The organism is Salipiger sp., from assembly GCF_048261495.1.
In the GTDB taxonomy this organism is placed as follows: Bacteria; Pseudomonadota; Alphaproteobacteria; order Rhodobacterales; family Rhodobacteraceae; genus Salipiger.
Map to the genome: position 1 here is coordinate 76,196 of NZ_JBLXFX010000005.1, position 25,488 is coordinate 101,683.

Genomic DNA, 25,488 nt, shown 5'->3' on the forward strand with positions numbered 1-25,488 from the left:
TAAGGAACCACCACCATGTCCTGGACCGATGAGCGCGTCGAGCTGCTGAAGAAGATGTGGAGCGAGGGCCAGTCGGCCAGTCAGATCGCCAAGGAGCTCGGCGGCGTGACCCGCAATGCCGTGATCGGCAAGGTGCACCGTCTCGGCCTGTCCAACCGTACCGGTCCCGGCACCGGACCGACCCCGGCCGCGCCCGTGAAGGACGCGAAGCCGGTCAAGGAAAAGGAAAAGCCGGTGCGCCCGCCGGTCAAGCCCGCCGTCGCCGCCGAGATCGACGACACGCCCGAGGACGAGCCCGAAGCCGCGGCCGAAACCCGGCCAGCGACCCTGCCCGCCCGCAAGCAGATCATCCCGGCCGGCCAGCCGCTGCCGCCGCAGCCCTCTGCCAACGAGATCAGCCCCGAGGCGCTGGCCAAGGTCAGCGAGATCGAGAAGAAGGCCAAGAAGATCACCCTGATGGAGCTGACCGAGCGCACCTGCAAATGGCCGGTGGGCGACCCCGCGACCGAGGATTTCTGGTTCTGCGGTCTCCCCGTCCAGCAGGGCAAACCCTATTGCGAGGCACATGTGGGCGTGGCCTTCCAGCCGATGTCGGCCCGCCGCGACCGGCGCCGCTGACCCCGTCGGCCCGCGCGCCATCTCCGGACCATGAACCGCCCGCCCGCAAGGGCCGGGCGGTTTTCCTTGCGCGGCCCGGCTCAGCCCCGGCCGGGGCTCTGCCGCATCCAGCGGAACAGCAGCATCAGGATCAGCGTGGTGATGACCAAGCCGATCAGGTCTCCGACAGCACAGATGCTCAGAACGGCAAGGTAGTGTTCGGGATGCACCGCCGCCGAGAACACGATGACCTGCCCGACCGAGTTGATGAGCGACGCCAGCACCCCGACGAACAGCAGCCAGCTCCAGTGGATGCGGCGGGATTGTCCGGCATAGAGGTTGACCCCGGCAAGCTTCATCCCCTCGAAGGCCACCAGCGACGATGACGCGCCCACGAGGATCGACACCAGGATCACCGGCTGCGTGGCCGTGCCGAAGCCGCCGGGGGTGAAGATCGCCTCGGACAGGAACGCCCCGAGGTAGATCGGAACCACCGCCACCCGCCCGAGCAGCCATGTCGTCAGCACCCTGACCCCGTGCGGCAGGTACACCAGACTGGCAAAGGCGGTGATCTCCGGCAGGAACCGGGACTGGATCGGAGTGACAAGCAGGGCAGTCAGGCCGTGCGCCAGGATATAGGCGACAACGACCACCGAAACGGTCTTGAGCATGGTTACATCGTACTCGTCATTGTTGGTGTGCGGCGCCGCCGGCGTCCTTTCGTCGAACGCGGGCCTGCACTAGCTTTCCGGGAATTGCTGCCCGACCAGGTCGCTGCGCACCACGTAGGCCCGCGCGCGCGTCATGGCGGCGCGCTCCAGCAGCCCGGCCCCCAGCAAGGTGCGAATCGCCCGGTAGAGCGTTGCCTGCGCGACCGGCTGCAACAGGCTGTGGCTGCGGATCTGTTCGGTGCTCACTACATCGCCGGGCCGGTCGCTGAGACTGTGCGCGGCCAGCAGGACATCCCTCTCGATCCGGCTCAGATCCGAGAGACCGACATCGGTCTCAAGCTCCCGCAGCATCTCCCGGAGTTCGAAGATCGACCTGAGTTTGTCCATCGCCGTCTACTTTCGTCTTTGCCGTTCCCGCGGAAACGCGCCGTGGATTTCCGGTCACGCCGCAAATTATCAAAATGATAACTTCTTGGCGTCACCACTGCTCCGTGATAGCGTCACCTTGGCGATTGTCCGTGAGTGGTCACGCCTTGTATTTTATCAGGACACGCCTTGGTGACCTTTCGTCACCGAGGCTTTTTCCTTTTTTATCCGAGATGTTGCACTCTGGCCAGAAAGATGTGCGCGCACCCGCACCGCAGGCGCCGGACTCCGGCCCGTGCCGCAATTGTGTGACATCGCGGCGACACGACTCTCCCCCTTCCCCCGTTCCCGACAACGCCGTATATCGCGCCCATGCAGAATCCCCCCGATCTGCGCCCCGATCTGGCGCGCGCCCGCATTTCCGAATCCCGCCGTGACGGCCAGCCGACCATCGGCATGGTCTCGCTCGGCTGCCCCAAGGCGCTGGTCGACAGCGAGCGCATCCTCACCCGGTTGCGGGCCGAGGGGTACGGCATCTCCGCCGATTATGCCGGTGCGGATGCGGTGATCGTGAACACCTGCGGCTTTCTCGACAGCGCCAAGGCGGAATCGCTGGAGGCGATCGGCGAGGCGCTGACCGAGAACGGGCGCGTCATCGTGACCGGCTGCCTGGGGGCAGAGCCCGACTACATCACCGGCGTGCATCCCCGGGTGCTGGCGGTGACGGGGCCGCATCAATACGAACAGGTGCTGGATGCCGTCCACGGCGCGGTGCCGCCCTCTCCCGATCCGTTCGTGGACCTTCTGCCGGCAAGCGGGGTCAGCCTGACGCCGCGCCATTACAGCTATCTGAAGATCTCCGAGGGCTGCAATCACGCCTGCAAGTTCTGCATCATTCCCGACATGCGCGGCAAGCTCGCCTCGCGCCCCGCGCGCGCCGTGCTGCGCGAGGCCGAGAAGCTGGTCGAGGCCGGGGTCAGGGAACTGCTGGTCATCAGTCAGGACACCTCTGCCTACGGGACCGACTGGAAGGACCGGGACGACAAGTTTCCCATCGTTCCCCTGGCCCGCGACCTGGGAGAGCTCGGCGCCTGGGTGCGCCTGCACTACGTCTACCCCTACCCCCATGTGCGCGAACTGATCCCGCTGATGGCCGAGGGCAAGGTGCTCCCCTATCTCGACATCCCCTTCCAGCATGCCCACACCGACGTGCTGCGGCGCATGGCACGGCCCGCCGCTGCCGCGCGCACCCTGGACGAGATCGCCGCATGGCGAGCCGACTGTCCGGACATCGTGCTGCGGTCGACCTTCATCGTCGGATATCCCGGCGAGACCGAGGAAGAGTTCCGGACCCTGCTCGACTGGCTGGACGAGGCGCAGCTCGACCGGGTCGGCTGCTTCCAGTACGAGGACGTGAAGGGCGCGCGCTCCAACGCGCTGCCGGATCACGTCGCGCCCGAGGTGAAGCAGGAACGCTGGGACCGCTTCATGGAAAAGGCGCAGGAGATTTCCGAGGCGAAGCTGGCCGCAAAGGTCGGCACGCGGATGGAGGTGATCGTCGACCTGGTCGAAGAGGATGCCGCCACCTGCCGCACCAAGGCCGATGCGCCCGAGATTGACGGCAACCTGTTCATCGACGCCGGGCACGAGGCCCTGAGCCCCGGTGACATCGTGACGGTCGAGGTGGACGAGGCCGGGGAATACGACCTCTGGGGCCGGCTTGTCCCCTGACGCCATCCCGCGTCAGCCCGCTCCGAACCACGAATCAAACCCGGCCGCTTTCTTGACCGCCCGGTAAAATTCCCTCCGCGATCCCGTGCGTACCCTGTCGAAAATGACAGGTTCGCCCGTGAATTTGCGGAATATTCACTCAGGTCACCTGACACAAACTCATTCCGGGGACAGACAAAAAGTTTACCATATGGTAACTTTTACTTGTTCGGTCGGGCCAGCAGGGATGGACCAGCTCACGCAGGTACCAAATGCGCCGGCCGCACGGGGGGATAAGGCCAGAAGGCCACCGGAAAACACCGTTATTCCCTTGTGCGTCCTGATTTACCTCTTCGGGGGCATAAGGCGTTTGATAAATATATTCAGAACTACAGAAATGCCTCCGCTTGCCCGGAGGCATTTCTTTTTATGTGCAGAGGGTAATCGGGGGCGCGCAAGGCGCTAGGCCGGCATCCGTACCACCGCGCCGCCTTCGTCCATCTCGATCACGGTCTGGATCGCCTCTGCGCCGGGCCGGCCGAGGGGGTCGGGAAGGACGCCGATGGACATTGCCAGCGCCGCCATTTCCGCCCGCGAGGATATCCCGGTGTTCTGCATCAGCGCGTTCAGCCGTTGCCGTACGGCCGAGACCGAAACCCCCAGTTCCGCCGCGATCTGCTTGTCCTGAAGACCCGCCCCGATCATTTCCATCAGTTCGAGTTGCTTGCCCGTGACGTGGTTTCTCTCGGGGAATTCCTGCGCGAAATGCATGAGGTATCGCTGGTGCCCCATCAGCGCCGCGGTTGTCAGGGTCCAGCCGTGGGCGTGGATGATCGCCTGCATCTCCCGGCGCGAATGATCGCCGGTAAAGGTGATGAGCGCGGATTGCGGCGGGGCGTGGACCCTCAGGGGAATCGAGAACCCCGCCCGCATTCCGCGCCGCGCCGCCTCGCGCAACACTTCGATGCGGGCTTCGGGAATGGGGCGGTATTCGTCGAGAAACTCCAGACCGACGGCAATCGGGGTAAGCCTGTCCATCGCGTGACTGCGGAAATAGGACCAGCGCCCGACTTCGGGGTCGGCATTGTAATCGTGCAGAAAGGAGGAATCGTAGGAAGTGCGGATGAACAGCGTCCGTTTCCAATCCCGGTAGGAGCTGGCCGAAATGAAATCTATGCAGGGCAGGTGCAGCTCGCGCCCCAGCGCCACGATCAGTTGCCACACCTCGCGCGAGGTGGTGGTGGCCTCGAGCCGCGGCAGAAAGCGTTGCAACAGGTCGGGGACATGCCGCTCTGCCGGGAGCAACGTCCGGGGAGGTTGGGACGGATCAGGCAGTTTCATCCTCCAGATGCAATTTCATGTCGATCAGCACCTTCTGAATGGCGAGTGTCTCGCGCAGCAGGCGCCGCGCCTCGTTGGCCGAAATCACCCCGTCCTGAATCGACTGGTGGTATTCGGCCATGAGCATTGCAAACCGCTGACTGAGCATCACCACGTCGGAATTGACCCCGCCGCTGCCGCGTGTGTTGCGCTGGTCGGAGTCGAAATGAAGCGCGATCCCCTTCAGCTCGGCCAGGGCGGAGGTCACATGCGGGTAGCCCGAGGCCTCTTCCAGCGCGGCGACCGCGTCGATGGGCATGAACCGTTCGGCATGTTCGTCATGGTCGGAATAGTATCTGCCGAGCGTGGCCTTGGATTTCCCGGTGAGCTGGCAGGCGGCTTCGATGCCGACATCCTTCACCAATGCCTCGGTATGCTTCTTCAGATATCTCGCAACATTCGACATGAACGCCTCATCCTGGTCGGCCCGAAAGGACGGGGAACCGTTGTAATCCTTTCCCATTATCCCGCTTTTCGCCAAATGTCATAGCTCAAGCCACGGTTCGGACAGGCCATTTGTCCGCTTTCGGGCAGTTGGGCAACGGACCGGCAGGACGATCGCGAACCGATGCGCCCGATTTCGGGCGCGCGATCCGCGCGGCAGGGTCCGGGCCCCCGGGGGGACGAACCCCTTCCGGATGCTGCCGCGCCTCAGTCCTTCCGACCGCCACGCCCCCCGATCAGCGCCGCAACCCGTCCACGAAGACATCCGCCAGCCGCAGCGCCGAGGTGCGCCAACCCGCCCGGTCGGGGTTGTGGCACATGCCGATCATGGCGCGCAGGAGGTCTTCGGAGGTGATGTCCTCGCGGATCGCACCGGCCGCCGCCGCCCGCTCCAGCAGGGCCGAGGCCGAGGCGTTCATGCGGTCCGACGAATAGGCATACAGATCCTGCCTGCCATCCGCCGCGAGGGCGAGCGTGGCCAGCATTCCCTTCTTGGTCGCGATCACGGCAATGCCGTCGCGAAGCCAGAGGCGCAGCGCCTCGACCGGGTCCGCCTCGTCCACAAGGGTCAGGGAGCGGTCGTGAAGCTGGTCGATCTCGTGGCGGTAGACCGCCTCGAACAGGGCGTCACGGGTCGGAAAGTGGCGGTAAAGCGTACCGATCCCGACCCCGGCCACGCGCGCGACCTCCTCGAGGCTGGCCCCGCTGCCGCCCTCGCCGAAGACCTCCTTGGCCGCTGCCAGCAGGCGCGCCCTGTTGCGCAGCGAATCCGCCCGCGGTTTCCGGCTTGTCCCGGCCTCCGGCTGCCCCATGTTCCCTCCCATGAAATCCGGCCTTGATAAACGGAGGCATCCTCCGTATAAGGACCCTATCACCTCGTCCGAGGAACACCCATCAAAGCCGCGTGAGCCGCTTTTCCAGACCCTTCCCAGATCGTCCCCCGGAATCGTCGCATGGCGATGCCGTCGCGTCGACCCCCATCCTGAACCCCGAGCCAATGGAGACGCCGATGTCGTATGCCATCAGCCTTACCGTGAACGGAACGCGCCACGATCTGGCGCTGGAGGACCCGCGGGTCACTCTGCTTGACCTTCTGCGCGAACGCCTCGCGCTGACCGGAACCAAGAAAGGCTGCGATCGCGGCCAGTGCGGCGCCTGCACGGTGCTGGTCGACGGGCGGCGGGTGAATGCCTGCCTGTCGCTCGCGCTGGGCCTCGACGGGTCGGACGTGACCACCATCGAGGGGCTCGCGCAGGGCGACGCGCTGCATCCGGTGCAGGAGGCCTTCATCGCCTGCGACGGGATGCAGTGCGGCTACTGCACCCCCGGCCAGATCATGAGCGCCGTCGGCCTGATTGCCGAAGGCCGGGCCGGGGACGACCCCGAACGCATCCGCGAAGGCATGAGCGGCAACCTCTGCCGCTGCGGCGCCTACCAGGGCATCACCGAGGCGGTCCGCACCGCCGCCCGCCGCATGAGCGAAACCGAAGAAAGGGCCGGCGCATGAACCTGTTCGACTACATCCGCCCCGCCACGCTGGACGAGGCAGCAGAGGCCGGCGCCGGGCCCGGTGCGGCCTATCTCGGTGCGGGAACCAACCTGCTCGACCTGATGAAGGTCGGCGCGATGCGCCCCTCGCGGATCGTGGACCTCACGCGCATTCCCGGCCTTTCCGCCATCGAGGACACGCCCGACGGCGGCCTGCGCATCGGTGCGCTGGTGCGCAATGCCGATGTCTCGGCCGATCCGCGCATCCGCGCGCGCTTTCCGGCGGTGGCAGAGGCGCTGCTGTCCGGCGCCTCGGCGCAGTTGCGCAATGCGGCGACGGTGGGCGGCAACCTCATGCAGCACACGCGGTGCCCGTATTTCGCCGACCCCGAAAGCCCCTGCAACCGCCGGGCGCCCGGCACCGGCTGCGCCGCGCTCGGCGGCGAGACACGGATGATGGCGGTCCTCGGCGCCTCCGATCAATGCATCGCGACGCATCCGTCGGATTTCTGCGTGCCGCTCGTCGCGCTCGATGCCGTGGTCGAGGTGCTCGGCCCCTCCGGACGGCGTGAACTGCCGCTGGAAGAGGTGCACCTGCTGCCGGGCGACACGCCGCAGGTCGTCACGGCGCTGGCTCCGGGCGAGATCGTCACCGCCCTTCGCCTGCCCGGCGCCTCGGCGGCCTTTGCCGCAAACGCCCGCTACGTGAAGCTGCGCGACCGGACCTCCTACGCCTTCGCTCTGGTCTCGGCCGCCGCCGCGCTCCGGATCGAGAACGGCCGGATCGTCGAAGCGCGCCTCGCGCTCGGCGGGGTCGCCGCGAAACCCTGGCGGGCCCGCGGCGCCGAAGCCGTCCTGACCGGCGCCGCACCCGAGGCCGACACCTTTGCCGAGGCCGCCGAAGCCGCCCTGGCGATGGCCGCCCCGATCGGGGACAACGATTTCAAGATCACGCTGGCAAGGCGTGTCCTGGTCCGCGCGCTGGCCCGTGCCGCCGCGGGAACGCCCGAACATCTGCCCGCCCTGCCCGCCTCTGCCTTTGCCTCGCAAGGAGGAACCGCACATGTCTGACAGCACAGCCCTGCCCGCAGTCGAAACCGCCCGCATGGGGTCGAATTCGGGCCAGCCGATGACCCGGCGCGACGGCTTTCTCAAGGTGACGGGCACCGCGCCCTATGCAGCCGACAACACCCCGGCAGGCCTCGCCCATGCGGTCTTTGCCCCCGCCACCATCGCGCGGGGCCGGGTCACGCATCTGGACGTGGCCGCCGCGATGACCCATCCCGGCGTGATCCACGTGATGACCCCGGCGAACCGCCCGCCGCTGGCGCTGGACCCGACCGAAAAGCCCAACCGCTTTTCCTTCCTGACCGAGGTGCTGCAGGACGACACCGTGCGCTATGCAGGCCAGCCGATCGCGCTGGTCGTGGCGGAAACGCTCGAAGCGGCGACCGAGGGCGCGGCCCTTCTGGCGCCGCAATACGCTGCGGAAACGCCCCGGATCGGGCTCGACGCCGGTCGCTACGCCACCGAGACCGTCGGCATGGGCTCTCCTGCCGGGGTCGGACGCGGTGATGTGGAGGCGGGCTTTGCCGCCGCCGCGCGGGTGGTCGAGCACACCAGCGAGACGCCCTCGCAGTACCACAACGCGATGGAACCCCACGCCATCGTCGCCGAATGGCAGGGCGACAAGGTGATCCTGCACACTCCGACGCAGGCCCCGCACATGACCGCCGAGGCCTTTGCCGCCTGGTTCGGCATCCCGGTATCGGACGTGCTGATCCGGACCCCCTTCGTCGGCGGCGGCTTCGGGTCGAAGGCCATCGGCACGGGCTCCTACATCCTGACCACCCTTGCCGCGCGGACGCTCGGGCGGCCGGTCAAGCTGTCGCACCGCCGGAGCCAGATGTTCGGCCCGGTCGGCCATCGCGGCGCGACGCGGCAGACGATCCGGCTGGGAATGGATGAACACGGCGCGCTCACGGCGCTGACCCATCATTCGGTGTCGGCCACCAGCAGCTTCGACGAGTTCCTCGAAGGTGCGGCGGGCGCCTCGCTCATGACCTATGCGGCGGGGGCGATCCGCACCTCGCACGAGGGCGCGCGCAACGACATCGGCACGCCGGGTCCGATGCGCGCACCGGGCGAAGCCTCCGGCTCCGCCGCGCTGGAAATCGCGGTGGATGTCGCGGCCGAGGCCTGCGGCATGGACCCGCTCGACTTCCGGCTTGCCAACTACGCCGAAACCGATCCGCTCGGCGGCAAGCCATACACCTCCAAGGCGCTGCGCGAATGCTATGCCGAGGGGGTCCGCGCCTTCGGCTGGTCCGAAAGGCCGCTGGCGCCGGGCCGGATGCGTGACGAGGACGGGCTTCTGGTCGGCTGGGGCATGGGCACGGCGATCTTTCCCTGCCCGATGTTCGCCGCCGAGGCCCGCGCCACCCTGCGCGCCGACGGCACCGGGCTGGTGGAAACCAGCCTCATCGACATGGGCCAGGGCGCCTGGACCGCGCTGGCCCAGATCGCGGCGGATGCGCTCGGGCTCGACGTGAGCCAGGTGGAGCTGCGCGGCGGGGCCTCCGATCTGCCGGATGCCGGGGTCGCGGGCGGCTCCGGGCATACGGCGACCGCCGGCATGGCGATCGAGGGGGCGGGCACCGATGCGGTGAAAAAGCTCGCCGAACTGGCCGCCGCCGATCCGGACTCGCCGCTGTTCGGCACCGGCAATACCGGGGTGGTGGCGCGGGGCGGACGCCTCTACAGCGCCGCCGACGAAAGCCGCAGCGAGAGCTATGTCGACATCCTTGCCCGCGCCCGCCGGGACGGTGTCGAAGGCTCCGGCAAGGGCGGGCGCGATCCCTCAGTGGGCGAAAGCCACGCGATGCAGGCCCACGGCGCGGTCTTCGCCGAGGTCAAGGTGGACCCGGACCTGTGTCAGATGCGTGTCACGCGGCTGGTCGGGGCCTTTGCGGCGGGGCGGATCATCAACCCGCGCATGGTGCAGAGCCAGTATCGCGGCGGCATGATTTGGGGCCAGTCCTTTGCCCTGCTCGAAGGCGCCGTGACCGACCCGAGGACGGGGCGCATCATGAATGCCGATCTCGGGGAATACCACGTGCCGGTGAATGCCGACGTTCCCTCGGTCGAGGCCCTGCTGATCCCGGAGGAAGACACCCTCATCAACCCGCTCGGGATCAAGGGCGTGGGCGAAATCGGCATCACCGGGACCGCCGGGGCCATCGCCAACGCGGTCTGGCACGCGACGGGCTATCGCGCGACGCAGTACCCGATCCGGATCGAGGATGTTCTCGCCGCCATGGGCTGACGGCGCGGCGGGCCGGGGCAATGCTCCGGCCCGCTCCGCATGTCGTTGCCGCGCCCCGGTCGCAGGGCCTTCAGAACCCCTGCGCCGCCTCGACTGCGCGCTTCCACGCGCCGTAGCGTTCCGCGCGCCAGTCGTCGTGGCGGGCCGGATCGAACCGGCGTTCCAGCGCCCAGCCCTTCGCAAAGCCCTCGCGGTCGGGATAGAGCCCGGCCCGTTGCCCGGCGAGCCAGGCCGCGCCCATGGCGGTCGTCTCCAGCACTTCGGGCCGGTCCACCGGCGCGCCGATGATGTCCGACAGGAACTGCATCGCCCAGTCGCTCGCGCTCATGCCGCCGTCGACGCGCAGGGCGGTCTCGTCCGCGCCCGGCCAGTCGGCATGCATCGCCTCCAGCAGATCGCGGGTCTGGAAACCGACGCTCTCCAGCGCCGCGCGGGCGAATTCCGCCGGGCCGGAGTTGCGCGTGAGCCCGAACACCGCACCCCGGCAATCGGCGTTCCAATAGGGTGCGCCGAGCCCGGTGAAGGCCGGCACCAGCACCAGATCCTGCCCGGCGTCGGCCCGCTCGGCCAGCCCCTGCGTTTCCCCGGCCGAGCGGATCAGGCCCAGACCGTCGCGCAGCCATTGCACGACCGCGCCCGCGACGAAGATCGACCCTTCGAGCGCATAGGTGACCTCTCCGTCGAGCTGATAGGCCACGGTCGTCAGCAGCCGGTTCCCGGACACCACCGGGTCCGTCCCGGTGTTGAGCAGGGCAAAGCAGCCGGTGCCGTAGGTGGATTTCAGCATCCCCGGGCGGAAGCAGGCCTGCCCCAGCGTCGCCGCCTGCTGGTCGCCCGCGACGCCCAGAATAGGGATCTCGCGGCCGAAGAGGTCGGCGCGGGCCATGCCGAAATCGGCAGCACAATCGAGCACCTCGGGCAGCATCTTGATCGGCACGCGCAGGAGGTCGCACATCTCCGGCGACCAGCGTCCCTTGCGGATGTCATAGAGCATGGTGCGGGCGGCATTGGTGGCGTCGGTCACGTGGACCTCGCCGCCGGTGAGGTTCCAGATCAGCCAGCTGTCGACCGTCCCGAAGGCCAGTTCGCCGCGCTCGGCCCGCGCCCGCGCGCCCTCGACCTTGTCGAGGATCCAGCCCGCCTTGGTCCCCGAGAAATAGGGATCGAGCAACAGGCCGGTGATTTCGGTCGCCATGGCCTCGTGACCGTCGGCCTTGAGACGCTGGCAGAGCTCCGACGTGCGGCGGTCCTGCCAGACGATGGCATTGTGGATGGGTTTCCCGGTCTCGCGGTCCCAGATCACCGTGGTTTCGCGCTGGTTGGTGATGCCGATGGCGGCAATTTCCGAGGCGCGGATGCCGGCCCTTTCCACCGCGGCGCGGCAGGTGGCGGCCGTGGTCGTCCAGAGATCGGCGGCGTCGTGTTCGACCCAGCCCGAGGCCGGATAATGCTGGGGAAACTCCTCCTGCGCGGAGGCGGCGATCCTGAGATCCGCATCGAAGACGATGGCGCGGCTCGACGTGGTGCCCTGATCTATGGCCAGGATATAGCCCATGCTCTGCCCTTTCCTGCTGTCACGACCCGAGCCTAGAGACATATCGCCGGGGCCTCAAATCAAAGCGGCCGGGGCCTGACGCGGCCCCGGCCAGATCTCATGTCACGGGCTTACTGCCAGGACTTGATGAGCTCGTCATAGGAGACGGTCTTGGGCTCTTCGTCCTCGTTCTCCAGCTTCGCCTTGGGCGAGCCTTCCATCGCGAGCCATTCGGCCGGGTCCTTCGGTTCGTTCATCTTCGGACCGATGTCGCCCTGGATTCCGGCGCGCTCCAGACGTTCCATGACCTTTTCCTGGTCGGCGCAGAGCGCGTCCAGTGCCTCCTGGGCGGTCTTGGCGCCCGACATGGCGTCACCGATGTTCTGCCACCAAAGCTGCGCGAGCTTGGGATAGTCGGGGACGTTGGTGCCGGTCGGGGACCACGCGACCCGCGCGGGCGAACGGTAGAATTCCACCAGGCCGCCAAGCTTGTCGGCGCGGTCGGTGAAGCTCTGGTCCTGGATGGTGCTCTCGCGGATGAAGGTCAGGCCCACGTGGGATTTCTTCACGTCCACGGTCTTGGAGGTGACGAACTGCGCGTAGAGCCAGGCGGCCTTGGCGCGGTCCACGGGGGTGGATTTCATCAGCGTCCAGGAACCCACGTCCTGATAGCCGATCTTGGTGCCTTCCTCCCAGTAGACGCCATGCGGCGAGGGAGCCATGCGCCACTTGGGCGTGCCGTCCTCGTTCATCACCGGCAGGCCTTCCTTGACCGTGTCGGCGGTGAAGGCCGTGTACCAGAACATCTGCTGCGCGACGTTGCCCTGCGCGGGGATCGGACCGGCCTCGGAGAAGGTCATGCCGGCGGCCGCGGGGGGCGAATACTTCTGCAGCCACTCGATGGCCTTTTCCACCGCGTAGACCGCGGCGGGACCGTTGGTTTCGCCGCCGCGCGCGACGCAGGAGCCGACGGGCTGCGAATTCTCGTTCACCCGGATGCCCCATTCGTCGACCGGCAGGCCGTTGGGCTCGCCCTTGGATCCGAGACCGGCCATCGACAGCCAGGCATCTGTGTAGCGCCAGCCGAGGCTCGGGTCCTTCTTGCCGTAGTCCATGTTGCCATAGACCTCGCCGGTCACCCCGAGGCGCGACAGATCGCGGCCGGTGAAGAACTCGGCGATGTCCTCATAGGCCGACCAGTTGACCGGAACGCCCAGATCGTAGCCGTATTTCTCCTTGAAATCGGCCTTGTTCTGCTCGTCGTTGAACCAGTCGTAGCGGAACCAGTAGAGGTTGGCGAACTGCTGATCCGGAAGCTGGTAGAGCTTGCCGTCGGGCGCGGTGGTGAACTGCGTCCCGATGAAATCGTCGAGGTCGAGCCCGGGGTTCGTCACGTCCGCGCCTTCGCCTGCCATCCAGTCGGTCAGGTTGCGGGCCTGCTGGTAGCGCCAGTGGGTGCCGATCAGGTCGCTGTCGTTGATGTAGGCGTCATAGATGTTTTCGCCCGACTGCATCTGCGTCTGGAGCTTTTCGACCACGTCGCCTTCGCCGATCAGGTCATGGGTGACCTTAATCCCGGTGATCGCGGTGAAGGCGGGTGCCAGCACCTGGGATTCGTATTCGTGGGTGGTGATGGTTTCGGACACCACCTTGATGTCCATGCCGGCCATCGGCGCCGCGGCGTCGATGAACCACTGCATCTCGGCTTCCTGGTCGGCGCGGGACAGCGACGACAGGTCCCCGATCTCGGCGTCCAGGAACTGCTTGGCCTCGTCCATCCCGGCATAGGCCGGTCCGGTCAGGGCCAGGGCCATGCCCATCGCCACGGTGGATTTCAGTCTGAGGTTCATTTGGTTTCCTCCCTTATTTGAACCTTCGAGCGCGGTGCGGCGGGGCCTCCTGTCCCCGCCGCTCCGAGATTGGCTAGACCCAGCGGAACACCGCCGCGGCATAGACAAGACAGACGGCCAGCGCCCAGGGCTGGTGGTCCCCCACCAGGCCGAGCCAGGCCAGATTTATGAACGCGCTGCCGAGCAGCGTGATGAACAGCCGGTCCCCGCGCGTGGTTTCGATCCTGAGAACGCCGGTCCGCGGCGTTTCGGGGAACTTGATCGCCAACACCGTGAAGGTGACGAGAAGCGACGCGATGACCAGGAAGAAGATCGCCGTCGGCCAGGTCCATGCCATCCATGCCATGTCGGATTTCCTTTACGGGTAGAATTCGCACCAGGCGGTGTAGAACCAGCCCTTTAGCTTCACGTTGCGTTTCGAGACCGAGGCGCCGTCGGCAAGGCACCACTTGCCCTTGCACTGGCGGTTGTCGAAGAACAGCGCGTCGCCGTTCCGGACGCGGGCGATCTCCTTGTACTTGGAGCTCGGGCCGGTGCGCACCGACAGGAAGCCGTCGCCGTTGGGATCGAGCCCCCTGACCAGGCAGCCGCTTTCCCAGGGCTCCGCGGCCTGAGCGGTTGCCGGGCCGGTGCCCGCCGTGGCCATCCAGCCCAGGCACGCCAGTGCGGAGAACAGGCGGATGGCGGTTTGTTTCTTGTGTGTCGACATCAATCATACCCTTCCCAGGGCAAAGCCCTTGGCGATGTAATTGCGCACGAACCAGATCACGAGCGCCCCCGGCACGATGGTCAGGATTCCTGCCGCCGCGAGCACCCCCCAGTCGATGCCTGACGCCCCTTGCGTCCGGGTCATGATCGCCGCGATGGGCTTTGCGTCAACCGTGGTCAGGGTGCGCGAGAGCAGAAGCTCGACCCAGGAGAACATGAAGCAGAAGAAGGCGGCGACCCCGATGCCGGAGGCGATGAGCGGGGTGAAGATCCTGATGAAGAAGCCGCCGAAGCTGTAGCCGTCGATATAGGCGGTCTCGTCGATCTCCTTCGGGACGCCGCGCATGAAGCCTTCGAGGATCCAGACCGCGAGCGGCACGTTGAACAGGCAATGCGCCAGCGCCACGGCGATGTGCGTGTCGAACAGCCCGACCGAGCTGTAGAGCTGGAAGAACGGCAGCGCGAAGACGGCGGGCGGCGCCATGCGGTTGGTCAGCAGCCAGAAGAACAGGTGCTTGTCGCCCATGAAGCTGTAGCGCGAAAAGGCATAGGCGGCCGGCAGCGCCACGGCGAGCGAGATCACCGTGTTCATCACCACGTAGATCAGAGAATTGACGTAGCCCATGTACCACGCCGGATCGGTGAGGATCGTGCGGTAGTTGGCCAGCGTCAGATCGGCGGGCCAGAGGGTGAAGCTGTTCAGGATCTCGGTGTTGGTCTTCAGGCTCATGTTCAGCAGCCAGTAGATCGGCAGCAGCAGGAACAGCAGGTAGAGCGCCATCACGATGGCCGACCCGTTGACCCTGACCCGGCTGCGCCGGCCGCCGGCGGCAAGGGTTCCGGGAGTGTCAGGAGCGGTTGTCATGTCTCACATTCCCTTTTTGTCGAGAGTGGTCATCACGGTGTAGAACACCCACGAGATCAGCAGGATCACCAGGAAGTACATCAGCGAGAACGCCGCCGCCGGGCCGAGGTCGAACTGCCCCAGCGCCATCTTCACGAGGTCGATGGAGAGCAGCGTGGTGGCATTGCCCGGCCCGCCTCCGGTGACGACGAAGGGTTCGGTGTAGATCATGAAACTGTCCATGAAGCGCAGCAGGATCGCGATCATCAGCACGCCCATCATCTTGGGCAGCTCGATGTAGCGGAAGACCTTCCAGCGGCTCGCCTGGTCGATCTTGGCCGCCTGATAATAGGCGTCGGGGATGGACTTCAGCCCGGCGAAGGCCAGCAGCGCCACCAGCGATGTCCAGTGCCAGACATCCATCACGATGATGGTGATCCAGGCCGCCAGCGTGTCCTGCGTGTAGTTGTAGGACACCCCCAGCTTGTCGAGCGTGTAGCCCAGCAGGCCGATGTCGACGCGCCCGAAGATCTGCCAGATCGTGCCGACCACGTTCCACGGGATCAGCAGCGGCAGCGACATCAGCACCAGGCAGACCGAGGACCAGACCCCGCCCTTGGGCATGTTGAGCGCGACGAAGACGCCCAGCGGCACCTCGATCGCGAGGATGATCGCCGAAAAGGCAAGCTGACGCCAGAGCGCCGCCCACATCCGGTCGGAATGCAGCATCTCGTCGAACCATTCGAGGCCCGCCCAGAAGAACTGGTTGTTCCCGAAGGTGTCCTGGATCGAGTAGTTGACCACCGTCATCAGCGGGATCACCGCCGAAAAGGCCACCAGCACCAGCACCGGAAGCACCAGGAACCAGGCCTTCTGATTGATCGTCTTCTCCATGGTTCCGCCCCTCCCCGGGCGACCCGGCCCTCTCGCGGGGCCGTTCGATATTCCTCTGCGCGGTCCTGTCGCGGCCCGGCCTTTCGGCGGGCCCCGGGTATCAGGCCGCGTCTCCCTTCACGCGCCAGTCGTCGGCGTAGACGTTCACATGCGCCGGGTCGAAGCGGACGCGGTTCATGTCGGCGCTCACCTCCTCGTCCTCGTCCGCGATGATGTTGAGATCGGTGCCGAAGAAATCGGCCCGGATGATCTTGTGGCGGCCCACGTCCTCGATCCGGCGGATGTTGACCGGCAGCCCCTCCGTCCGGCTGAGACGGGTGTATTCCGGGCGAATGCCGATCTCGACCTTGCCGCGGAGCGGGCCGTAGCCGTGGCCGAGGTCGATCGACGCGCCGTTGACATGCGCCTGCCGGCCCTCGACGCGCGCCGGGATCACGTTCATGCCGGGCGAGCCGATGAAATAGCCGACGAAGGTGTGTTCGGGGGTCTCGAACAGATCCTCGGGCGTGCCGATCTGCACGACCCGGCCGTCGTACATCACCACCACCTTGTCGGCAAAGGTCAGCGCCTCGGTCTGGTCATGGGTGACATAGATCATCGTATGGCCGAAGTCGTGGTGCAGGCGCTTGAGCTGGGTGCGCAATTCCCATTTCATGTGCGGGTCGATCACCGTCAGCGGCTCGTCGAAGAGCAGCGCGTTCACGTCCTTGCGCACCATCCCCCGGCCGAGCGAGATCTTCTGCTTGGCATCCGCCGTCAGGCCGCGCGCCTTGCGGTTCAGCATGTCCTCCATGCCGATCATCCGGGCGATTTCCTGCACCCGTTCGGCAACATAGGCCTCGTCCCGGCCCCGGTTGCGCAGCGGAAAGGCCAGGTTGTCGCGCACCGTCATGGTGTCGTAGACCACCGGGAACTGGAACACCTGCGCGATGTTGCGTTCCGCGGTCGGCGCGTGGGTCACGTCCCGGCCGTCGAACAGGATGCGCCCCTGCGACGGCTGCAACAGCCCCGAGATGATGTTGAGCAGGGTGGATTTCCCGCAGCCCGAGGCGCCGAGCAGCGCATAGGCCGCGCCGTCGTCCCAATCGTGGTTGAGCTCCTTCAGCGCGAAATCGTCCTCGTGCCGGGGATGGGCGAGGTAGCTGTGGGCGAGGTTGTCGAGGGTGATCTTGGCCATCTCGTCTCTCCTCAGGCAGCCAGCGCATAGGCGGCGGGCGCAACCAGCCCGCCGTCTTCGCCGAACACGTAGATGTGGCGCGGGTCGAGCCAGACGGTCAGGTCGGAACCGATCTCGAGGTGATGCACCCCGTGGATCAGCCCGACCCAGCGTTCGCCGTGGTGGTCGAGATGCACGAAGGTCTCGGAGCCGGTAAGCTCGGTCACCCCGAGACGGGTGCCGAAGCCCAGGGCATCCTCGGCATGCTTGCGGATCTCGAGGTGGTTGGGCCGGAATCCCGCGATGTAGCGCCCGTCGGCCAGATCCGCGAACTTCCCGGCGGCGGGGGCGGACTGGCCCTCGCCGAACATCAGGCGGTTCCCAGTCTTGGCCACCGGCAGGAAGTTCATCGGCGGATCGCTGAACACCCGCGCCGTGGTGGCGTCGATCGGCTGGCGGTAGACCCTCGGCGTGGGGCCGAACTGGGTCACGCGGCCTTCCCACAGCGTCGCGGTGTGACCGCCGAGCAGCAGCGCCTCTTCCGGTTCGGTGGTGGCATAGACGAAGATCGCGCCGGAGGCTTCGAAGATCTTCGGGATCTCCATCCGCAGCTCCTCGCGCAGCTTGTAGTCGAGGTTCGCCAAGGGTTCGTCCAGCAGCACGAGGCCCGCATTCTTGACCAGCGCCCGCGCCAGCGCGCAACGCTGCTGCTGCCCGCCGGACAGTTCCAGCGGCTTGCGGTCCAGCATCGGCGTCAGCTTCATCATCTCCGCCGTCTCGCGCACGCGGCGGTCGATCTCGGCCCGCGCGACCCCGAGCAGCTTCATCGGAGAGGCGATGTTGTCGTAGACCGTCATCGACGGGTAGTTGATGAACTGCTGGTAGACCATCGCGACCTTGCGATCCTGCACGCGACGGCCGGTCACGTCCTCGCCCTGCCACAGGATCCGCCCGGTGCTCGGCTGGTCGAGCCCCGCCATCAGCCGCATCAGCGAGGTCTTGCCCGACAGGGTCGGTCCCAGCAGCACGTTCATCGTGCCGTTTTCCAGCGTCAGGTCGGTCGGGTGGATATGGGTCTGCCCCTCCACCAGTTTCGACACGCCCTCCAGTTGCAGGGTCATACGGTCCTCCTCAGGTCGGCGGGCACCTCGGCGCGGCGGGCGCGCATGAAGGCGTCGAGCCGTGTTATCTCATCGCCGCTCATCCGCAGCCCGAGCTTGCTGCGCCGCCACACGACGTCCTCGGCGGTGCGGGCGAATTCGTGCTCCATCAGCCAGACCACCTCGCGGGCGGTCAGCGTCGCGCCGAAGCTCTCTCCCAGGTCGTCGGCGGAGCGGGCGGCTTCCAGGATGTCCCGCGCCTCGGTCCCGTAGGCGCGGACAAGGCGGCGGGCCCAGAACGACGTGAGGAACGGAAAGTCGTCGCGCAGGGTCTCGATCAGCCGGGCGACGCCGTTCACCGGGAAATCGCCGCCGGGCAGCGCCACACCGGCGGTCCAGGCGCCGGGCGTGCCGGGGAAATGCGGCGCGATCTTTTCCAGCGCGCTTTCCGCGAGGCGACGGTAGGTGGTGATCTTGCCGCCGAAGACGTTCAGCACGGGAGCGCCGCCCGATTCCTCGACCTTGAGCGTGTAGTCCCGCGTCGCCGCCGTCGCGCTCGTGGCGCCGTCATCGTAAAGCGGGCGGACCCCGGAATAGGTCCAGACGATGTCGTCGCGGGTTATTGACTTTGCGAAATACTGATTGGCGAAGGCAATCAGATAGTCGCGCTCCTCCGGGGTGCAGACGGGTTTCTCGGCGGGGTCCCGGTGTTCGGCATCGGTGGTGCCGATCAGGGTGAAATCGGTCTCGTAGGGGATGGCGAAGATGATCCGCCCGTCGGTGCCCTGGAAAAAGTAGCACTTGTCGTGATCGTAGAGCTTGCGCGTCACGATATGGCTGCCCCGGACGAGCCGCACGCCTTCGCGGGAATTGCTGCGCACCTTGGTCCGCAGAATGTCACCGACCCAGGGCCCGCCGGCATTGACCAGCATCCGCGCGTGATGATCGCGCCGGATGCCGTCGGCATCCTCGGTCCGGACCAGCCAGCCGTCGCCCTGACGCTCGGCGGACAGCACCTTGGTGCGGGTCAGGATCTCGGCCCCGCGCGCCTCGGCGTCGCGGGCATTGAGCGCGACAAGGCGGGAATCCTCGACCCAGCAATCGGAATATTCGTAGGCAGTTTCGAACCGGGGCTGCAGCGGCGCGCCCTCCGGCGTGCCCCCGAGCCCGACGGTCGCGGTGCCCGGAAGGATCTTTCGCCCGCCCAGATTGTCGTAGAGGAACAGCCCCAGCCGGATCAGCCAGGCCGGGCGCCGCCCCTTCATCCAGGGCATCGCGAGGCTCAGCAGGCGCGAGGTCGGCGTTTCGGATTCAAACCGCATGTCGCGGTGATAGGGCAGCACGAACCGCATCGGCCAGCTGATGTGCGGCATGGCGCGCAGCAGCACCTCGCGTTCGATCAGCGCCTCGCGCACCAGCCGGAATTCGAAATATTCCAGATAGCGCAATCCGCCGTGGAACAGCTTGGTCGAGGCCGAGGAGGTGGCGGAGGCAAGATCGTTCATCTCGGCCAGCCGCACCGACAGCCCGCGCCCCGCCGCATCCCGCGCAATGCCGCATCCGTTGATGCCGCCGCCGATGATGAACAGGTCGACTGTCTGTGATGCGGGCTGGTCCGACACGAGTCCCCCCAAAGACCGGTGAATATGCAGAAGTCATGGCACGACCTGCGCACAAAGGAAACACATTTGTGTTCGTTTTCTTTCGTTTTAATCTTTATCACTATAAATCAGAATCTTGACACCTATCCACCTGCAACCTCGCGCGAGCCAGGCGGCCACTCCATCGCCATTCCTGCCGAATATCGCGCCACTTTGCTCGGAAGATTCGCAGTTTTCAGCCCGCGGCGCCGCCTCGCCCGCGTTTCAGGGACCACACGCGAGGCTGGTTGCCCGAAAGCGAAAAAGATGCGAAAAGGCTCGAAAATGCCGTGAGGTCATGTCCCAGAATTTCCGCCATACCGAGATCCTCGACATCGCGCGCCGCGACGGCCGCGTGACGGTCGAAGGACTTGCCGAGCATTTCGGCGTCACCCACCAGACCATCCGCCGCGATCTCAGCGATCTGGCCGAGGCCGGGCGGCTCGAACGGGTGCACGGCGGCGCGGTGCTGCCCTCGGGGACGACCAATATCGGCTATGAGGAGCGACGGTCGCTCAACACCGGCGCCAAGGCGGCGATCGCGCGCAAATGCGCGGCGCAGGTTCCGAACAACATTTCGCTGTTCCTGAACATCGGGACCAGCACGGAAGCGGTTGCGCGGGAATTGCTGCACCACCAGAACCTGCTGGTGGTCACGAACAACATGAACGTGGCGAACATCCTGGTGGCCAACCCGGACTGCGAGGTGATCGTGACCGGCGGCCACCTGCGGCGCAGCGACGGCGGGCTGATCGGCAACCTTGCCGCCGACACCATCCGCCAGTTCAAGTTCGACCTCGCGGTGATCGGGTGTTCGGCGCTGGATCGCGACGGCGACATGCTGGATTTCGACATCCAGGAGGTCGGGGTCAGCCAGGCGATCCTGCACCAGTCCCGGCGGACCTTTCTCGTCGCGGATCACTCGAAGTTCAGCCGCAGCGCCCCGGCGCGCATCGCCTCCCTCGCCGCGATCGAGACCTTCTTCACCGACCGCCCGCTGCCCGCCGATCTGCGGCAGCGCTGCGAAGCGTGGCATACCGAGGTGCTGGTGGCGCGGGCGCCCTGAGCCGGGCCTGCCGCCGCTGCCGCGTCACCTCTGGGGCGGGATGACCACGACGCTCGCGCCGTCGATCCGCTCGACCCGCATCTTCGGGTTGTCCGAGGCCGGGAAGTCCGGCAGCCCGGCGCAGGCGGCGGGGGTGTCGGCGCAGACGATGGCCCCCTGCCCGGTCAGTTGCCGCAGCCGCCCGTCGATGGCGATGTGCTGCTGGATGCCGGCCTCGTCCGCGGAGGGGTGATTCATCACGTCGCCCACCACGTAGACCGGCCCAGGCAGTCCGCGCAGATCCGCCGCGACCGCGCGGGTTTCGGCCTGCCAGTTGCGGAAGATCGTGTACTGGATGGTCGCCTGAAGCAGGTAGCTGCAGGTGATGAGCAGCACGGCGTTGCGCGCCATGCGCCCGGCCATCCCCGGCTTGAGGCTCAGGATCTCGGTGCTGCGCACGATGATGATCGCATAGTAGATCCAGGCGAACTGGAAGGCGCGGCTGGGCACGAAGATTCCCAGCTTGAGCACCTGCGCCACGACCAGTCCCATGCCCAGCCACAGCCCCGCGTGGTAGTACAGCGCCTCCATCGGGGCGCGGCGCGCCAGCACCACGGTCGAGAAGGCGAACAGCGCAAGGTGGAAATAGACCAGCGGCGTGAACTTGAAGGCCGAGCGTTCGAGGAAGCCGCCGAAGGTCGTCCCGAGGTGTTCGACATTGGCGATCAGCCCGGCAAGATCGTGCGCCGGCGTGGGCTTGCGCGAGATGTCGAGTTCGACCCCGAAGACGCCGTGATAGACCCAGTTCAGCGCGTAGGTCGCCAGCATCGCCAGCACGATGGAGCCGACGAACAGAGCGATCAGCCCGGCCAGATCCCGCAGCGACCGCTTTTCCGTCCGCGCGAGGCACACGGCCAGCAGCACCAGCGGGTAGGTGGTGTAGGCCATGAAGGCGGCCACGGTGAAGACCGGCAGGAGCAGGCGCAGGGTGCGCTGCGAGAGGCCCGCCGACAGCGCCGCGTAGATGGCGATGACCGCCAGCCCCGGCAGCAGGGTGTTGAACCACATGGCAATGAACAGCGCCGGCGGGGCAACGAGGATGGTCAGCGCCAGCAGCCCCGCGAACCACATCCGCCCGCGCCCCGGCAGCACCGCGACCGCAAGGCTTGCCGCCAGCAGCGCCCAGAGCGCCTGGTAGACCGCGAAGTTGAGCCAGGCCGGCGTCACCACGCCGCGGAGGTGCCAGACGTAGTTGAGCCATCGGCCCTCGGCCAGGGTCTTGAACCAGAAGCCTTCGGGTTCGGCCAGCAGGGCGGGGAAATCGTCGTAGCGCACCATCGGGTCGAGCAGGTTGCCCGCCGAAAACACCATCACGGCAACCAGCGCCAGCAGAAAGACCCGCCAGAGCTTGCGTGTTTCGGAATGTGCGGCGCTCCCGGCGGTGGCGGGCGGATTGGTGGCGGCGAGGCTCATGTCGTCAGATCCGTTCTGGATGGGTGCCGGTATCCGGGTCGTTGTAGACCCACAGGCTCAGCAGGATGTAATTCTGGACGGGCAGCACGATGGTCACGATCAGCGCGGCCATCCAGTCCGACAGCCCGAAGATGCCGGCGAGGTGCGCGGTGATCATCGTGGAAACGGCAAGCCCCGCCCCGATCGTGGTCAGGAACCGCGCGAATTGCGCGGGGTCCTTGACCCGGGCGCCGAAGGTGTAGCGGCTGTGCGCCACGTATTGCAGCGCCACGGCCGCGGCGAAGGCCAGACAGTTCGCCACGATCTCCTCGAGGCCGAGGGTGCGCAGCAGAAGGTAGCCGCCGACATAGGTGACGGTATTGGCGATGCCCACCACGCCGAAACGCAGAAGCCGTTTGCCCCGGTCGGTCATGGTCAGGCCCGCTGATGATGCAGTTTCACGGGCGAGCCCACGTGGGTCTCTTCCGAGACGAAATAGAGCGGGCGCTGCTTGGATTCCATGTAGAGACGGCCGATGTATTCCCCGAGGATGCCCAGCGTCAGAAGCTGCACGCCGGAGAAGAAGCTCACCGCGAGCGTGACCGAGGCCCAGCCGGGCGCGGTCTGGTACAGGATGAGCGAGCGGAACACGTAGACCGCCATCAGCGCCGAGATCCCGAGGCTGGCAAAGCTCAGCCGCGTGGCAAGCCGCAGCGGCCGGGTGGAAAAGCCGGTCATCGCGTCGAGCGCGAGGCGCAGCATGGCGCGCAGCGGGTATTTCGTCTCGCCCTGCGCGCGGGCGGCGCGGTTGTATTCGAGACCGACCTGGCTGAACCCGACCCAGGCGAACATCCCCCGCACGAAGCGCGATTTCTCGGGCATCGCCAGCACGGCGTCCAGCGCGCGGCGGTTCACCAGCCGGAAATCGCCGGTGTCCTTGGGGATCGGCACATCCGACATCCAGTTGAGCGCGCGGTAGAAGACATGGGCGGTAAGTTTCTTGAACATGGTCTCGCCCTGCCGTTCGGCGCGGCGGCCGTAGACCACGTCGTGACCGCGATCCATCATGTACATCATGTCCGGCAGCAGTTCGGGCGGGTCCTGCAAATCGGCGTCGAGCATGAAGATCCGCTCGCCCCGCGCGGCCTGAAGCCCCGCCGTCAGCGCGACCTGGTGGCCGCGGTTGGCCGAAAGGCGCAGGCCGACGAGTTGCGGGCAGAGCGCGCGGGCCTCCTCGATCGCGGCCCAGGTGCCGTCCGAAGATCCGTCGTCGACCAGGATGATCTGCGCCTGTTCGCGCCAGGGCGCGATGGCGGCGTCGAGGCGGGAGACGAGTGCGGGGATCGACGCTTCTTCGTTGAAGCAGGGAACAACCACGGACAAATACATTTCGGCCCACCTTCTGATTTGGGTTCTCGGGGGCAGACTGTCCGCCCAATCGGACACAATTGGGGCGAGGGTTGGGTAATATTCTGTGTATATGGATCGGATTTGACGAAATCCCCGCACCGGATTGTTTCCGAAGCCCGAACCGACGCCGCGCCATCCCGGGCCGCAGAATGGCCCCCGTGCCGCTCCTAGGGGTCGGGAGCGGAGGCGTCGAACGGAAAAGGGCGCGAACCTGCGTCCGCGCCCTTTCCCCGTCCGGTGTGCGACAGCTCAGAAGAAGCCGAGCTTGTTCGGGTTGTAGCTGACCAGCATGTTCTTGGTCTGCTGGTAATGGTCGAGCATCATCTTGTGGTTCTCGCGCCCGATGCCCGACTGCTTGTAGCCGCCGAAGGCCGCGTGCGCCGGGTAGGCGTGGTAGTTGTTGACCCAGACCCGGCCCGCCTCGATCTCGCGGCCGAAGCGGTAACAGGTGTTCATGTCGCGCGACCAGACACCGGCGCCGAGGCCGTACATGGTGTCGTTGGCGATGGCGAGGGCCTCTTCCTCGTCCTTGAAGGTGGTCACCGACACGACCGGGCCGAAGATTTCCTCCTGGAAGACGCGCATCTTGTTGTGACCCTTGAGGATCGTCGGCTGGACATAGTAGCCGCCGGCCAGATCGCCGCCGAATTCGGCCGCCGCACCGCCCGCGAGAACCTGCGCACCCTCCTCGACGCCGATGGTCAGGTAGGACAGGATCTTGTCGTGTTGCTGCTTGCTGGCCTGCGCGCCGACCATGGTTTCCATCAGGCGCGGGTCGCCCTGCTTGATGGCCTTCACCCGTTCGATGGCCCGGGCGATGAATTCCTCGTAGATGTCTTCCTGGATCAGCGCGCGGCTCGGGCAGGTGCAGACCTCGCCCTGGTTGAAGGCAAACAGCACGAAGCCCTCGATCGCCTTGTCGAGGAAGGCGTCGTCCTTTGCCATCACGTCCGAGAAGAAGATGTTGGGCGACTTGCCACCCAGTTCGAGCGTCACCGGAATCAGGTTCTCGGTCGCGTACTGCATGATCATCTTGCCGGTCGCGGTGGAGCCGGTGAAGGCGATCTTGGCGATGCGCGGGCTGCGGGCCAGGGCTGCGCCGACCTCGGCACCGTAGCCGTTGACGATGTTCAGCACGCCGGCGGGCAGCAGATCGGCGATGCACTCCATGAAGACCATGATCGCGGCGGGGGTCTGCTCGGCCGGCTTCAGCACGATGCAGTTGCCGGCGGCGAGGGCGGGTGCCAGCTTCCACGCCGCCATCAGGATCGAGAAGTTCCACGGGATGATCTGGCCGACCACGCCCAGCGGCTCATGGTAATGATAGGCGACGGTGTCGTTGTCGATCTCGGACATGGAACCTTCCTGCCCCCGCAGCACGCCCGCGAAGTAGCGGAAGTGGTCGACCGACAGCGGGATGTCGGCGGCGGTGGTCTCGCGGATCGGCTTGCCGTTGTCCCAGGTCTCGGCGGTGGCGATCAGTTCGAGGTTCTCCTCGATCCGGTCGGCGATCTTCAGCAGGATGTTGGAGCGTTCGGCGGCGCTGGTCTTGCCCCAGGCGCCCTTGGCGGCATGCGCGGCATCCAGCGCCAGTTCGACATCCGCCGCGTCCGAGCGGGCGACTTCGCAGACCACCGCGCCGCTGATCGGCGTGACGTTGTCGAAGTAGCGGCCCTTCACCGGCGCGGTGAACTTGCCGCCGATGAAGTTGTCGTAGCGGTTGCGGAACGGCGAGGTGAACTTGCCTTCGGTTTCGGTCATGACGTTCATGTGTGGTCCTCCTGAATGAACCGGGTCCTCCACCCGGGGTCAGGAGCCATCAAGGCAGCACGCGGCGATTCGGTCAGCCGGGGCGGGACGGACGCCCTGCGCGA

The 25,488-nt window shown here is 66.5% G+C and carries 24 protein-coding genes; 6 read left to right on the forward strand and 18 right to left on the reverse strand.

The genetic code is table 11. The features are described from left to right. Nucleotides 1-15: 15 nt before the first annotated feature. Nucleotides 16-618 carry a GcrA family cell cycle regulator gene (locus tag ACN0RJ_RS11730; protein ID WP_417724375.1) on the forward strand — a complete coding sequence of 201 codons (603 nt, stop codon included), beginning with the start codon at nucleotides 16-18 and terminating at the stop codon, nucleotides 616-618. A gap of 80 nt (nucleotides 619-698) precedes the next feature. Here the strand turns inward: ACN0RJ_RS11730 and ACN0RJ_RS11735 are convergent, their stop codons facing one another. Further along, nucleotides 699-1,268 carry a hypothetical protein gene (locus tag ACN0RJ_RS11735; RefSeq protein WP_417720058.1) on the reverse strand — a complete coding sequence of 190 codons (570 nt, stop codon included), beginning with the start codon at nucleotides 1,266-1,268 and terminating at the stop codon, nucleotides 699-701. Between the two features lie 69 nt (nucleotides 1,269-1,337). Next, nucleotides 1,338-1,655, reverse strand: a complete 318-nt coding sequence (locus ACN0RJ_RS11740; protein ID WP_417724376.1) for a hypothetical protein — start codon at nucleotides 1,653-1,655, stop codon at nucleotides 1,338-1,340. A gap of 351 nt (nucleotides 1,656-2,006) precedes the next feature. Between ACN0RJ_RS11740 and rimO the strand changes: the two genes are divergently transcribed. Further along, a complete protein-coding gene (gene rimO, locus ACN0RJ_RS11745; RefSeq protein WP_417720060.1) occupies nucleotides 2,007-3,365 on the forward strand; it encodes a 30S ribosomal protein S12 methylthiotransferase RimO in 1,359 nt (452 codons plus the stop codon). A gap of 441 nt (nucleotides 3,366-3,806) precedes the next feature. On the opposite strand, the gene ACN0RJ_RS11750 is transcribed toward rimO, so the two are convergent. The 3 genes from ACN0RJ_RS11750 to ACN0RJ_RS11760 form a co-directional block, all read right to left on the reverse strand. Further along, nucleotides 3,807-4,616, reverse strand: coding sequence for a helix-turn-helix transcriptional regulator (locus tag ACN0RJ_RS11750; RefSeq protein ID WP_417720061.1), 810 nt, complete (start codon nucleotides 4,614-4,616; stop codon nucleotides 3,807-3,809). A 55-nt stretch (nucleotides 4,617-4,671) separates the two neighbouring features. After that, entirely contained in the window at nucleotides 4,672-5,130 is a 459-nt protein-coding gene (locus tag ACN0RJ_RS11755) for a hypothetical protein (protein ID WP_417720062.1), read from the reverse strand. Between the two features lie 274 nt (nucleotides 5,131-5,404). Next, nucleotides 5,405-5,980, reverse strand: a complete 576-nt coding sequence (locus tag ACN0RJ_RS11760; protein WP_417724377.1) for a TetR/AcrR family transcriptional regulator — start codon at nucleotides 5,978-5,980, stop codon at nucleotides 5,405-5,407. A gap of 197 nt (nucleotides 5,981-6,177) precedes the next feature. Here ACN0RJ_RS11760 and ACN0RJ_RS11765 point away from each other — a divergent pair, with 197 nt between their 5' ends. Genes ACN0RJ_RS11765 through ACN0RJ_RS11775 form a run of 3 tightly spaced genes read left to right on the forward strand, consistent with a single transcriptional unit; the run spans nucleotide 6,178 to nucleotide 9,981 of the window. Next, entirely contained in the window at nucleotides 6,178-6,675 is a 498-nt protein-coding gene (locus tag ACN0RJ_RS11765; RefSeq protein WP_417724378.1) for a (2Fe-2S)-binding protein, read from the forward strand. After that, entirely contained in the window at nucleotides 6,672-7,727 is a 1,056-nt protein-coding gene (locus ACN0RJ_RS11770) for an FAD binding domain-containing protein (RefSeq protein WP_417724379.1), read from the forward strand. The genes ACN0RJ_RS11765 and ACN0RJ_RS11770 overlap by 4 nt, the downstream gene beginning before the upstream one ends. Then, nucleotides 7,720-9,981, forward strand: coding sequence for a xanthine dehydrogenase family protein molybdopterin-binding subunit (locus ACN0RJ_RS11775; protein WP_417724380.1), 2,262 nt, complete (start codon nucleotides 7,720-7,722; stop codon nucleotides 9,979-9,981). The genes ACN0RJ_RS11770 and ACN0RJ_RS11775 overlap by 8 nt, the downstream gene beginning before the upstream one ends. Before the next feature lie 70 nt (nucleotides 9,982-10,051). Here ACN0RJ_RS11775 and glpK read toward each other — a convergent pair whose 3' ends face one another. The 9 genes from glpK to glpD form a co-directional block, all read right to left on the reverse strand. Further along, entirely contained in the window at nucleotides 10,052-11,536 is a 1,485-nt protein-coding gene (gene glpK / locus ACN0RJ_RS11780) for a glycerol kinase GlpK (protein WP_417724381.1), read from the reverse strand. A 110-nt stretch (nucleotides 11,537-11,646) separates the two neighbouring features. Continuing rightward, entirely contained in the window at nucleotides 11,647-13,365 is a 1,719-nt protein-coding gene (locus tag ACN0RJ_RS11785) for an ABC transporter substrate-binding protein (RefSeq protein WP_417724382.1), read from the reverse strand. A gap of 73 nt (nucleotides 13,366-13,438) precedes the next feature. Beyond that, entirely contained in the window at nucleotides 13,439-13,711 is a 273-nt protein-coding gene (locus ACN0RJ_RS11790) for a DUF2160 domain-containing protein (protein WP_417720069.1), read from the reverse strand. A 12-nt stretch (nucleotides 13,712-13,723) separates the two neighbouring features. Further along, the gene (locus tag ACN0RJ_RS11795; protein ID WP_417720070.1) at nucleotides 13,724-14,074 is read right to left on the reverse strand and encodes a hypothetical protein; all 351 of its coding nucleotides are present in this window, start codon (nucleotides 14,072-14,074) and stop codon (nucleotides 13,724-13,726) included. A 3-nt stretch (nucleotides 14,075-14,077) separates the two neighbouring features. Further along, nucleotides 14,078-14,938 (reverse strand): carbohydrate ABC transporter permease, encoded by an 861-nt coding sequence (locus ACN0RJ_RS11800; protein ID WP_417724383.1) that lies wholly within the window; start codon nucleotides 14,936-14,938, stop codon nucleotides 14,078-14,080. Nucleotides 14,939-14,941: 3 nt separating this feature from the next. Next, entirely contained in the window at nucleotides 14,942-15,811 is an 870-nt protein-coding gene (locus tag ACN0RJ_RS11805) for a carbohydrate ABC transporter permease (RefSeq protein ID WP_417720072.1), read from the reverse strand. Between the two features lie 100 nt (nucleotides 15,812-15,911). Further along, nucleotides 15,912-16,988: an ABC transporter ATP-binding protein gene (locus tag ACN0RJ_RS11810; protein WP_417720073.1), complete on the reverse strand. Its 1,077-nt coding sequence runs from the start codon at nucleotides 16,986-16,988 to the stop codon at nucleotides 15,912-15,914. 11 nt (nucleotides 16,989-16,999) lie between these two features. Further along, the gene (locus tag ACN0RJ_RS11815) at nucleotides 17,000-18,088 is read right to left on the reverse strand and encodes an ABC transporter ATP-binding protein (RefSeq protein WP_417720074.1); all 1,089 of its coding nucleotides are present in this window, start codon (nucleotides 18,086-18,088) and stop codon (nucleotides 17,000-17,002) included. Continuing rightward, nucleotides 18,085-19,701 carry a glycerol-3-phosphate dehydrogenase gene (glpD, locus tag ACN0RJ_RS11820; protein WP_417724384.1) on the reverse strand — a complete coding sequence of 539 codons (1,617 nt, stop codon included), beginning with the start codon at nucleotides 19,699-19,701 and terminating at the stop codon, nucleotides 18,085-18,087. Before glpD ends, ACN0RJ_RS11815 begins: the two co-directional genes overlap by 4 nt. 304 nt (nucleotides 19,702-20,005) lie before the next feature. On the opposite strand from glpD, the gene ACN0RJ_RS11825 reads away from it, so the two are divergent. After that, complete coding sequence (locus tag ACN0RJ_RS11825; protein ID WP_417720076.1) at nucleotides 20,006-20,773, forward strand: DeoR/GlpR family DNA-binding transcription regulator; 768 nt, start codon at nucleotides 20,006-20,008, stop codon at nucleotides 20,771-20,773. A 24-nt stretch (nucleotides 20,774-20,797) separates the two neighbouring features. On the opposite strand, the gene ACN0RJ_RS11830 is transcribed toward ACN0RJ_RS11825, so the two are convergent. The 4 genes from ACN0RJ_RS11830 to adh all read right to left on the reverse strand — a co-directional run bounded on the left by ACN0RJ_RS11830 (nucleotide 20,798) and on the right by adh (nucleotide 25,384). Continuing rightward, nucleotides 20,798-22,225 (reverse strand): hypothetical protein, encoded by a 1,428-nt coding sequence (locus ACN0RJ_RS11830; RefSeq protein ID WP_417724385.1) that lies wholly within the window; start codon nucleotides 22,223-22,225, stop codon nucleotides 20,798-20,800. 4 nt (nucleotides 22,226-22,229) lie between these two features. Beyond that, nucleotides 22,230-22,637 (reverse strand): GtrA family protein, encoded by a 408-nt coding sequence (locus ACN0RJ_RS11835; protein WP_417724386.1) that lies wholly within the window; start codon nucleotides 22,635-22,637, stop codon nucleotides 22,230-22,232. A gap of 2 nt (nucleotides 22,638-22,639) precedes the next feature. Continuing rightward, a complete protein-coding gene (locus tag ACN0RJ_RS11840; protein WP_417720079.1) occupies nucleotides 22,640-23,593 on the reverse strand; it encodes a glycosyltransferase family 2 protein in 954 nt (317 codons plus the stop codon). A gap of 270 nt (nucleotides 23,594-23,863) precedes the next feature. Then, entirely contained in the window at nucleotides 23,864-25,384 is a 1,521-nt protein-coding gene (gene adh, locus ACN0RJ_RS11845; protein WP_417720080.1) for an aldehyde dehydrogenase, read from the reverse strand. Between the last annotated feature and the right edge of the window lie 104 nt (nucleotides 25,385-25,488).